This window comes from uncultured Kiloniella sp. (assembly GCF_937128705.1).
Lineage (GTDB): Bacteria > Pseudomonadota > Alphaproteobacteria > Kiloniellales > Kiloniellaceae > Kiloniella.
Window position 1 is genome coordinate 1 of the sequence record NZ_CAKZMP010000246.1, and the last position, 9,325, is coordinate 9,325.

The 9,325-nt window shown below is 42.7% G+C and carries 15 protein-coding genes; 1 reads left to right on the top strand and 14 read right to left on the bottom strand.

Annotated elements, in window-relative coordinates:
- Positions 1 to 21 precede the first annotated feature (21 nt).
- From Q0241_RS12765 to Q0241_RS12830, 14 genes are all read right to left on the bottom strand, one after another.
- The gene (locus Q0241_RS12765) at positions 22 to 1,095 is read right to left on the bottom strand and encodes a tyrosine-type recombinase/integrase (protein ID WP_299378006.1); all 1,074 of its coding nucleotides are present in this window, start codon (positions 1,093 to 1,095) and stop codon (positions 22 to 24) included.
- Positions 1,096 to 1,097: 2 nt separating this feature from the next.
- Entirely contained in the window at positions 1,098 to 1,274 is a 177-nt protein-coding gene (locus Q0241_RS12770; protein WP_299378009.1) for a hypothetical protein, read from the bottom strand.
- Between the two features lie 3 nt (positions 1,275 to 1,277).
- Complete coding sequence (locus tag Q0241_RS12775) at positions 1,278 to 1,493, bottom strand: hypothetical protein (protein ID WP_299378010.1); 216 nt, start codon at positions 1,491 to 1,493, stop codon at positions 1,278 to 1,280.
- Entirely contained in the window at positions 1,493 to 2,299 is an 807-nt protein-coding gene (locus tag Q0241_RS12780) for a hypothetical protein (protein ID WP_299378013.1), read from the bottom strand. Before Q0241_RS12780 ends, Q0241_RS12775 begins: the two co-directional genes overlap by 1 nt.
- On the bottom strand, positions 2,296 to 2,526 hold the full coding sequence (locus Q0241_RS12785) for a hypothetical protein (protein ID WP_299378016.1): 231 nt from the start codon (positions 2,524 to 2,526) through the stop codon (positions 2,296 to 2,298). The genes Q0241_RS12780 and Q0241_RS12785 overlap by 4 nt, the downstream gene beginning before the upstream one ends.
- 1 nt (position 2,527) lies before the next feature.
- Positions 2,528 to 3,163 carry a hypothetical protein gene (locus Q0241_RS12790; RefSeq protein WP_299378019.1) on the bottom strand — a complete coding sequence of 212 codons (636 nt, stop codon included), beginning with the start codon at positions 3,161 to 3,163 and terminating at the stop codon, positions 2,528 to 2,530.
- Entirely contained in the window at positions 3,153 to 3,482 is a 330-nt protein-coding gene (locus tag Q0241_RS12795) for a hypothetical protein (protein ID WP_299378022.1), read from the bottom strand. Before Q0241_RS12795 ends, Q0241_RS12790 begins: the two co-directional genes overlap by 11 nt.
- The gene (dnaN, locus tag Q0241_RS12800; RefSeq protein ID WP_299378025.1) at positions 3,482 to 4,633 is read right to left on the bottom strand and encodes a DNA polymerase III subunit beta; all 1,152 of its coding nucleotides are present in this window, start codon (positions 4,631 to 4,633) and stop codon (positions 3,482 to 3,484) included. The genes Q0241_RS12795 and dnaN overlap by 1 nt, the downstream gene beginning before the upstream one ends.
- A 1-nt stretch (position 4,634) precedes the next feature.
- Complete coding sequence (locus Q0241_RS12805) at positions 4,635 to 5,003, bottom strand: hypothetical protein (RefSeq protein ID WP_299378027.1); 369 nt, start codon at positions 5,001 to 5,003, stop codon at positions 4,635 to 4,637.
- Positions 5,000 to 5,287 (bottom strand): helix-turn-helix transcriptional regulator, encoded by a 288-nt coding sequence (locus Q0241_RS12810; protein WP_299378030.1) that lies wholly within the window; start codon positions 5,285 to 5,287, stop codon positions 5,000 to 5,002. The genes Q0241_RS12805 and Q0241_RS12810 overlap by 4 nt, the downstream gene beginning before the upstream one ends.
- Entirely contained in the window at positions 5,280 to 5,834 is a 555-nt protein-coding gene (locus Q0241_RS12815) for a hypothetical protein (RefSeq protein WP_299378033.1), read from the bottom strand. Before Q0241_RS12815 ends, Q0241_RS12810 begins: the two co-directional genes overlap by 8 nt.
- Positions 5,835 to 5,847: 13 nt before the next feature.
- On the bottom strand, positions 5,848 to 7,200 hold the full coding sequence (locus tag Q0241_RS12820) for a hypothetical protein (RefSeq protein WP_299378036.1): 1,353 nt from the start codon (positions 7,198 to 7,200) through the stop codon (positions 5,848 to 5,850).
- A gap of 101 nt (positions 7,201 to 7,301) precedes the next feature.
- Positions 7,302 to 7,514 carry a hypothetical protein gene (locus tag Q0241_RS12825; protein ID WP_299378038.1) on the bottom strand — a complete coding sequence of 71 codons (213 nt, stop codon included), beginning with the start codon at positions 7,512 to 7,514 and terminating at the stop codon, positions 7,302 to 7,304.
- Between the two features lie 119 nt (positions 7,515 to 7,633).
- Positions 7,634 to 8,674, bottom strand: a complete 1,041-nt coding sequence (locus Q0241_RS12830; RefSeq protein WP_299378043.1) for a zinc-binding alcohol dehydrogenase family protein — start codon at positions 8,672 to 8,674, stop codon at positions 7,634 to 7,636.
- 117 nt (positions 8,675 to 8,791) lie between these two features.
- Between Q0241_RS12830 and Q0241_RS12835 the strand changes: the two genes are divergently transcribed.
- Positions 8,792 to 9,325, top strand: a 534-nt coding sequence (locus tag Q0241_RS12835; protein WP_299378041.1) for a LysR family transcriptional regulator, incomplete at its 3' end; no start/stop codon positions are given.

Below are 9,325 nucleotides of genomic sequence, written 5' to 3' on the forward strand. Positions count from 1 at the left end.
GGGTTTTTTTATACTTTCTTTTTACCAATCCATATGCTTTAATCTTTGCATTGCATTAGCTGCAAGCTTCCATCTTTCGACACCTTTTGTATAGACCTCAGACGTCTTTGCTTCGGTGTGTCCGTGGATCGACATAATCTCATATTGAGTGCATCCCTCTTGTGCTAACAGATGACCGACAGCCTTTCTCATGCCGTGGCTTGATAGGTGAGGAAGGCCCGCTTCCTTGCACCACTTCTTCATTTTTTGTCCGAGTGAATCGGCTGTGGAAAAAGGCCTGCCGTAATCCGTTAGCAAATAGGTAGTGCCTTGCACCTTAGCTTCTCTCGTTGCATTGATTAGGGGCGGCAACATAGGGATTTCAACATAGGCCGAACCTTTCTTCTTTGGTTGCCAGCCTAAGCCCTTCACACCATGGCGCTCAAATTCATTGTGACGCCCTAAAACAGTCGCATCACCAATTCGGCATCCGGTAAACATAAGTAGGGTTAGATAAAGGTGAGCCGTAGTGCCTTGAGGGTGCTTCTTTTTGAACTCCTTTAAATCAGCCACTGTCCAAGGGATAGCGCCGCCTTTGCCTCTGTCAATTTTCCCAATTCCAATGGCGGGGTTTACTGTCATTATCCCAACATCAACCGCCCACCTATACATTCCTCTGATGGCTTCAACCATAGAATCGGCTGAGGCGGGTGTTGCAACCATCTTGTCGCGGATTTTAATAATCTCTGAGGTAGGAATTTCCATAGAGTATTCACCGCACTCACCACGCAATCGGGCCATAAAGCCTTTACGTTTTTTTAAGGTGAGGGGCGACATTTGTCCTGCTCCAACTTCCCTCTCAAGAAAAGCGATGTGTTTATGAGTTAGCCAGGAGACCGAATGTCGGAGGGTCTTGTCTTCGGGTTTGTTTTCGGGCTTTGTTTCAATGCCCCGCCTTGCTGCCCGGTAATGCTCATTGAAATCTTTGTGATTTAGTGGGATGTGAAGCTTTATTTTCTTGTGCTTATTGCCCTCAACCCTGACGCGAAGGCGCTGATTGCCAGAAGGCAACCTTTCAATCGTCAAGCCGGGGTAATTAACCTTCACGCGATCCACTCTCACCATTCCTTGGGCTTGAGATTGTCTGTTTGCTTGTCCGGTTCGTCAACTTCTAAAAATATAAGCCGCACTTCTGATTTAGTCATAACACATTCACGAATGACCATCCCGCTTTGCTTGGCGGCGCTCATAGCACGATACATATCTGCTTTTGTGACAGAAGCTTGCTTAGACATTTTCTACCCATCCTCCCGACTACGCCCGTGAATTGTGACGAGTTTGTTGTTCTTGAAAATATACTTGAACTCGCCAATGCTGGCTGATTTCGCGCCTGTGGACATGGCGGCTTTAATGTCTTTGGTAAGGATAAAGTCGCGCATACCATCAACATCAAGCTCAAGAACGCGCTCCATATATCGCACAAGAGCGTGATCACTTACGGGGTGTTCAATCATCACTCGCCCTCTGGTGCTGGTGGTAGAGGTATCCAGTGGGTCAAAAAGTCATGCCCAGTTGGGGAATGACATGACTGCATAAAAGCTTTCTCGTTATTATCATAAGAGGCAATAAGCATGTATGGACCGTTGTAAAAATGCACACCAAAAACTATAATTTGGGTCCCATCCTTAGGCGCAGTCTCTATCGGCTTCCACGGGCTGACTTCCCCTGTTCCGGCGAGGGCTTGTTTGGCAGCTTCAACCATATCTTCAACCTCTTTGTAATCCCATGAGTCAGCGTAATCTTTCATGGACAAGGCAATTTTTAAAACCCCCTCAAGCTCATCTATTCTGGCGCAAGCATCTCCGATTAATCTGGATTGACTTTCAATTAAGGCATCCATCCCTTTAATTTCTTTATTCGACAGCTCAATCTCCGCTTGCTGGCTTTGGATGGTGGTGCGCGAAGACTTTTCTTGAGCCAGTAATTTGAAGCACCAATCTTCAAGTCCTGAAACATAAGTCGTTGTTGCCTCTAACCATTGGCCCCGCTCATCTTCGGATGGTTCAACAAAGTCTATTTCCTCAACCTCGGGGGTGGTGAAGGTGTTTGGTTTATTTGAAATCTCATTCATTAGAACCTCAAATTGTCGCTTATCCTCTTCCGTAAGTTCGTCAATTTCTAATCGCTGCCATAAAAATTCAAAATATAGCTCGATAAGTCTATTCGATAGATGGGGGTATTTTTGTAAGTATTTGATCAACGTTTCTTTGTTGTGTTCAGGTTCAACAGTGAAATCGTCTAGGATATTATCATCAGTCATAGTGCATTCCTTTCATCTGCCAGGTAATCCTCAACAATGATGCAAAGCCCGGCTAAATCGTTTGGTTCGGTGGTAAGTGTCATGTTGGTGATGGCTTCTTTGTAGCCTCGGAATTCGGCCATTGTTTGCTCTAGGGATTGGGCATTTTGATAGCCCAAATTGTAGAAATTAATCCAAAGCGTTGCTTGAATGATTATCGCTACAGCAGTCCAGCATAATGACTTCATATCAATACGCTCCTATCTGGGGATCGGCTTCTGCAAACTCTCTTTGCCTTAACTGTCGGCAAGCCGCCTTAGATATTTCAAGGCCGGTCATATGCAGATACATGGCATTCATTAGGTCTGTTTTAGTGTCCCGAGTTTTGACTGAAATCCCGTGCTTTCTTGATTCTGTAATCAGTTCTTCACGCCATAGAAGTTTTAAAACTTCCCTAGTATCAGGGTTACGATATTGAGAAGCCGGGATATCCCATACATGTGGATAACGAATATAATCAGGAATGGGGTAACACCACTCTAAGGCATTAACTGCGGCCAATGGTTCTTTGGCCCTAAACCCGAGGTCACGATTGTTAAAATAACTAAAGGTTTCAAAGAACTTTGCATGTGCAGCTACTATTGTGACATGGCTACAAGACTTGAACTGCTTCACCTGACGAGGTAGCCGTTTCAATGTGTCCTTCTCGGATTTGATTTCTGCTGTGATTATCTGTGAAGTTGTCACCGCGGCAAGATCGACCCTGTTGCTGCCATGTCCCGTATTTAATTCATGGATAATTCGAGCCGATGGGAACAGTTCACGTAACTTAATAACAACCGCATCCCTTATTTCTTTTTCGTGCGAAGATGTATTATGCGCCATCACAGCCCCCTGTTGGCTTGCTGGTCTGCATGTACTTGGCTAACTGTCCTCTCTTTCTTTCATAGCCATAAGGAATACGTTTTTTATCGATTAAGTTCTGTTGATGAAGAAGGTTACGAACACATTCAAAATCGCCTATCTCCTGACACATACGCTCGACGTTATCGAATATCTGCCCCGGCTGTACTTCTAAGGCCCCAAAGCGCAATATCTTTGCGGCTCGTTGCGATATTTCATCGCATTCTTCCATTAAAATTATAAGCAATTCACGCTCGTAATCCGTGGGTAAGTCTGCAGGAGTTATGAATTTTTCGACCATTACCACACCCCTTTTGATCGCATCGGCATCACAACACACAAATAACTGTCATCATTGTGATTGGTGAGCCGTGCCGGAGAATGGTCACTCTCGATCGAGAGGCTGATTTTATCGCTATGAAGTGCTTTTAAAATTTGCGCTAAATAAGAAGTGTTAAAGCAAATCTCTATATCTTTGCCCTGGGTTACCCCCGCTATCCGACAAAAAATTTCACCGTGCTCTACACAACGTTTTTTAAGGTCAAGGGACGTTGGGTTTATTCGAATATCAGTTGCTTCTTTTTTGTCCCCATATTTTAAGAATGCTGATATGGCCCGAAGGATCACCGATCTTTCCAGTTGAACCTTGGTGGTAAAATCTTCTTTAGGAATGATCCTCGTGTAGTCTGGAAAAGTTCCATCAACTAACTTTGTATAAAGGACAAAATTTGGTGCTTCGAATTTCAAGTAATGCTGATTCCATGACAACATTACTGGTTCATTACTACCGTTTTTTGGGAGATTTTTAAGGATAAACGAAACAGCTTTTTTAGGAATAATACCAGACGTATTTTGCCCTGATGTGGTAAACTGATTGGTGTCAGTTTCAGGCGGGAATTGTATTCTTTGAATAGCCAGTTTATGCCCATCAGTTGCGACTGCTATCAAATCGGAATTTTCAAGGTGAAGATATGCCCCATTTAGATAGTATCGGGTAGGCTCATTAGACATAGCAAAAGCAACATTGCCCAACAGCTTTTGTATGTCAGTCACAGAAAAGCTTGCCCGACCAGTTTCAACATCGGGAAACGATGGGTAATCTTCAAAATCCTGCACCGCAAAAGACCAAGAGAACGGCATATCGCCGTCCATTGTCAGATTTGCCGTCTTGTCATCAACCTGTACTGTTAATTTTGCCCTGTCGGCATAAGCTGTTTCACAGGCAGATTTGAACTGTTTAAAAGGAAGTACTGTAAGCCCATTGATTTTAACATCTGCTTCTAAAATAACAGAAACAAATTGATCACAATCACAGGCACGCAATTCAATTTTGTTGTCAGTTGCTTCTATATGAACGCAATGCAAAATAGGAATTTTGCTGTTATTTTGAACAACATTTCCTAGCCGAGTTAATGCAGCTTTCAGGGCGATTGATTCAATTGAAAACTTCATTTTACCTTGCTCCCCTGTATTGAACTTGCGTTGTGCTGTTAAAAGTATTTTCCTGTTCGTATGCTTCGACATCAGAAATGCGATACAGGTTCTTGCCGCCTCTCTTTCCACGCCCTCCAGGTTTAAAAAACAAAGGTCCGCTACCATTTGCTCTTTGGTTATCCAGTGTCGCCGTTGTTAAATTCCATCGTTCAGCCAACTGAACGGGGTTAAGGCAAATACTCGCCTTTAGGTGGCTTTCAGCAGTGTGTAGTTTATGAATTAGTTTTTTAATTAATGGCTCTACAGCCTCACCACCAATTGCCTGAACCGCTGGTAATAATGCCAAGGCATCACTCACCGCTTCTTGTGCTTCTTCATGATGGGTCATGACTTAGCTCCCCTGCTTTTCCGTGCAGAATTGACCGCATCGGCATCTATTGCAGATACCTTGGATGTGCCACGGTAAAATTCAGTAACGGGTGTATCTAAAAATTCGGAAATAAGGACCAAGCGACCAGATGGAATTCTGTCCTGCCCGACTTCATATTTTCTGATTTGATTTTGGGTAACCCCAACACCCTCACCTGTTTGCTGTTGGGATTTCCCCCTGTCTTGACGGATACGTTTTAAATTTTCGCCAATACAGATGTCTTCTTTGGTGGCTCTAGCCATGACCACCCCCCACCTGATCCTCTAGACCGTTCCAGTATTGGAGCCATAACGCCATTGCATCGGGTGTCGATAGAACTGGACCAAACTTAAAGTTTGTTTCTTTTAGGATTTCTTCTGTTGTACCTTCTACTAAATCTGGTAGGCCAAAGAAGTTAGCTTGCTCTGCATCAAACAAGGCATGAGCAATTTCTAAAGCATAAGTTTCTGGCTCAAATGCCCCCATACCGAAACGATCTGAAACCAGCTTTTGAGTTTCATCTATAGTTTTTTCTAATTCCGGATTTATGCGAACCGCATTATCAGAAATGGTTCCTAGGAAAAGAACCCACGCCGGGCTTAATAAGGCCCACTTTATTGTGTCTTGGTTGAACCCTTTTTTCTTCAACAGTTGGGCCAAATTCACAGATGATTGGGCGTAGCTGTAATTTGCAGGGCTTGCACCATTAAACTTAACGACAGCCCCCAAGCACCAAGCCAAGTCTATGGACTCAACCTCTTTTAATCCTTTTGCTGTCGCCTCAACAATTGCACCATTTAATAATCGCATCACTTTTCCTTTATTACCGTATTTCGGTAGATTTACCGTTTTGCAGCCAATAAGAAACACCGCCACAAATTGCTTTTAAGTTTGGTGATGATTCTGGTTTTGAAAGCATCATACCGATCACGGCATTGAGCTTCATTTTATGGAGCATCATAAACAGCCCCTTCCTTCCGGATGGGTCCAAAATGTCGGCACCATCAATAATTAAACAAGCAGATTTATCCAGTCGGGAAATTGCCACTTGAAGCGCAACTCGAACTCTGAATTGTTCACTCTCGGACAGTAAGAAATAGCTTCTTCCTTCAAGCTCAAATGACAAATCATTTGTAATCTCAACTTTTCCAAAGCCAGCCAAGCTACAACAATGGTTTATTTCAGTGTTGAACATTTTAAGAGCTCGGATTAAAGCAGTTTTACGAACCCCTTTTTGATCAAGAGCATCAATGATCACCTGGTTCACTTGAACGTTACGATGTAAACGGTCTGCTTCTGTTTTAGCCGTAAAAGCGTTCAGATTCCGTTCAGCCTTTGCTTTAGCTTCGCGTTTTTGATCGACATCAACAGCCGCATTACTCGTAGTTTTTTTATCTACTTCTGATAGCTTTTCGACTGCATCCATTGATTCTTTAACATCTACCCGGGCTGCATTTAGAACAGCTTGAGCTTCGTTTAATCTACCTTTGCAGTTTGCTACTTGACCATCTAATGATGCTCTTTGTGTCTGCAGTTCATCCTGCTGTTTTTTGTTGATGTTCTCGGCTATCTTAAGATGTGTCTTGCCTTTAAAAACCTTATCAATGATCAAACGTGTATTACAGCTGGGACACTCGTGAGTATCTTTAACTTCACAAGCAGGTAAGTCATCGCGTAACTTTTCTTTTTCTTGAAGTTCTGCGTGAACTTTTTGAACTGCTTTTTCAGCATCGGATACATCAGATTTCCTGTGTTCCAGTTTTTCTGCTGTATCTCTAAGGCGTTCCAAAGCGTCAACGCTCACAGCGTTTTGTGAAATGGCATCTTCCAGTTCAGCCCGTGCCGCTGTTACAAGCGTTTCCAAGTTCTCTTTACTGTTGGTGGCAAGGGCTTCATCCCATCCGTCAGGCACCCATGAATCTGCTTTTTTTGCTCCGTAGTTATCCCCGGTGTGATAGCCCCACTGGGATTTAAACTCAGTACCTTTGTTTTTTGCTCTGGTATGGGCAGTATCCCAGCCGTCCAGTTCAATGCTTTCCCATAGCTTTTCGAGGTGCTTTTCATTTAGCTTTGTCTCGGCAAGTGCTTGGGTTAAGTCATCTAAAGTGGGTTCTTGTTTTAGAAGCCCCATTAAATGAGTGATAACTGTCTTTGCATCTTGATTTACCAAAGACATACTTCCTACAGCATAAGGTGAAGAATAAACCCTTTTGCCTTCTGTAAATAATTCACCTTTAGGCCAATTTATCGACGCATTCCCATTGGCGGTGGATATAGTTACCTCACCTTTAGCAGCCCCAGTTTTACCAACATTGAATCTGTAACCACCATCACTCTTTTAATGCCCATTTGCGCAATAGCGTCGCATAATTCCAGTGAGGCCCCTGCGCCGCTAAATAATGTCGGTTTGGGCATAGGAATTATTTTGGTGGCTAGTTTTATGGCGCTCATTACACCTTTATAGGCTTTAACTTGAAGAGGGAATAGCATGGCTGGTGAAATCTCCTTATTATTTTAAATGACCATCAGTCAGTCATGTGTACAGTATAGGCAATAACGACCTAATGTCACACTATTCTCTTGGTGTTAATTTTTAGATGATAGAGTGTTTAAAAACCTTCTAACACGATCTTGCCTATTGATTGACCAGACTCTAACGCTTGGTGTGCGGTTCTTAAATTGGTCGCGTTAATCGTGCCTAAATGCTTTCCCTTCGTGGTTTGAATGTAATCCTGATCAACTAAAGACGATATTTGATTTAACAATCGGCTCTGCTCATCCATATCTGCAGCTTGATGCATTGAACGTGCAAACATAAACTCAATATGAAATGACAAACTTTTCATTTTAAGTTTCATAATATCGAGTGGTGTTTCAGGATCATCAATCATAGCTATTTTGCCAAATGGCACTAGCAAATCTATATACGTGTCAAAGTATGACGCTGTACTGTTTAAACTTGCGACATGAGTAACTTGACCTACCCCTTCGTTGGCAATTAACGCATCAATTTGTGGCTTCAAGGCTTTACTGTGATCAACAACATAATCTGCCCCTAATTTTTTCACCCATTGTTGCGAGCTTTCACGAGAAGCCGTTGCAATGATGGTTGCACCTGTGATCACTTTTGCTAATTGTAAGAAAATTGATCCCACACCGCCGGCAGCGCCTACCACCAAAATAACCTCTGCTGATTTATCTTTGCTCGTTGGTGGCTGTTGTTTAATGGCTAAGTGTTCGAATAACATTTCCCATGCCGTAATTGCTGTTAGTGGCAATGCAGCCGCTTCCGCGTGAGATAAACTTTTTGGCTTTTTGCCAACAATGCGTTCATCAACCAATTGATATTCTGCATTGCTACCTTGGCGAGTAATATCACCAGCATAATAGACGTGATCTCCTAATGAAAATTCACTAACATCTTCACCAACAGCCACTACCTCACCAACCGCATCCCAGCCTAAAACTTTAAATTCGCCTTCGCTAGGTGCGGCTTTAAGGCGTACTTTATAATCAACAGGGTTTACAGCTATCGCAGCAACTCTGACTAATAAATCACGTCCAGTAGCAACCGGTTGTGGTAATTCAATATCCATTAAAGAATCTACGTTGCTTATAGGTAACGACTGGGTATATCCAATAGCTTTCATCATCTTTCTCACTTGTTTGTGTCATGGTTACGTTTTAACTTGGCTTTATAATAGCGCTTGATTAATTATCATTAAACAGCATAATAATTGAATCATTATCAATAATTTTTTGACAATATGCAGATAGAAGACTTACATGTCGTATTAAAAGTAGCAGAATTTCGTAGTATAACTGCCGCTGCAGCCAGCTTAGATATGCAAATGGCTACGGCAAGTGCTGCCATTAAGCGTATCGAGCGAGCGCTAGGTGTTGAGTTATTTATTCGAACAACCCGTAGTTTACGTTTAAGTGGGCCAGGAGAACGTTATATTCCGCATTGCCAGCAAGCATTAGAGATGCTTGAGCAAGCCAAGAAAAACGTAAAAGACGATTTAGCAGTAGTTGATGGAGAGCTACGTATTGCTATTTCATCAGATCTTGGTCGTAACCTTGTTACGCCTTGGTTAGATGAATTTATGCAAACCCATAAAGCTATCACCTTAAAGGTAAGCCTAAGTGACAGTAATATCGACTTTTATCGAGATGGGGTCGATATTGCCCTGCGTTATGGCTCTCCTACCGATTCAAATATGTATGGTTTTAAGGTTTGTAATGTTCCACGCTTGCTTTGTGCGAGCCCGCACTATTTAGATCAACATGGTACACCAACG

Bases quoted from the DNA above. Each gene is read 5' to 3' on its own strand.
- Q0241_RS12785 (WP_299378016.1), bottom strand. From the start codon at position 2,526: ATGAAGTCATTATGCTGGACTGCTGTAGCGATAATCATTCAAGCAACG.
- Q0241_RS12825 (WP_299378038.1), bottom strand. From the start codon at position 7,514: ATGCTATTCCCTCTTCAAGTTAAAGCCTATAAAGGTGTAATGAGCGCC.
- Q0241_RS12815 (WP_299378033.1), bottom strand. From the start codon at position 5,834: ATGCGATTATTAAATGGTGCAATTGTTGAGGCGACAGCAAAAGGATTA.
- dnaN (WP_299378025.1), bottom strand. From the start codon at position 4,633: ATGAAGTTTTCAATTGAATCAATCGCCCTGAAAGCTGCATTAACTCGG.
- Q0241_RS12795 (WP_299378022.1), bottom strand. From the start codon at position 3,482: ATGGTCGAAAAATTCATAACTCCTGCAGACTTACCCACGGATTACGAG.
- Q0241_RS12805 (WP_299378027.1), bottom strand. From the start codon at position 5,003: ATGACCCATCATGAAGAAGCACAAGAAGCGGTGAGTGATGCCTTGGCA.
- Q0241_RS12790 (WP_299378019.1), bottom strand. From the start codon at position 3,163: ATGGCGCATAATACATCTTCGCACGAAAAAGAAATAAGGGATGCGGTT.
- Q0241_RS12810 (WP_299378030.1), bottom strand. From the start codon at position 5,287: ATGGCTAGAGCCACCAAAGAAGACATCTGTATTGGCGAAAATTTAAAA.
- Q0241_RS12770 (WP_299378009.1), bottom strand. From the start codon at position 1,274: ATGTCTAAGCAAGCTTCTGTCACAAAAGCAGATATGTATCGTGCTATG.
- Q0241_RS12820 (WP_299378036.1), bottom strand. From the start codon at position 7,200: ATGTCTTTGGTAAATCAAGATGCAAAGACAGTTATCACTCATTTAATG.
- Q0241_RS12775 (WP_299378010.1), bottom strand. From the start codon at position 1,493: ATGATTGAACACCCCGTAAGTGATCACGCTCTTGTGCGATATATGGAG.
- Q0241_RS12830 (WP_299378043.1), bottom strand. From the start codon at position 8,674: ATGAAAGCTATTGGATATACCCAGTCGTTACCTATAAGCAACGTAGAT.
- Q0241_RS12780 (WP_299378013.1), bottom strand. From the start codon at position 2,299: ATGACTGATGATAATATCCTAGACGATTTCACTGTTGAACCTGAACAC.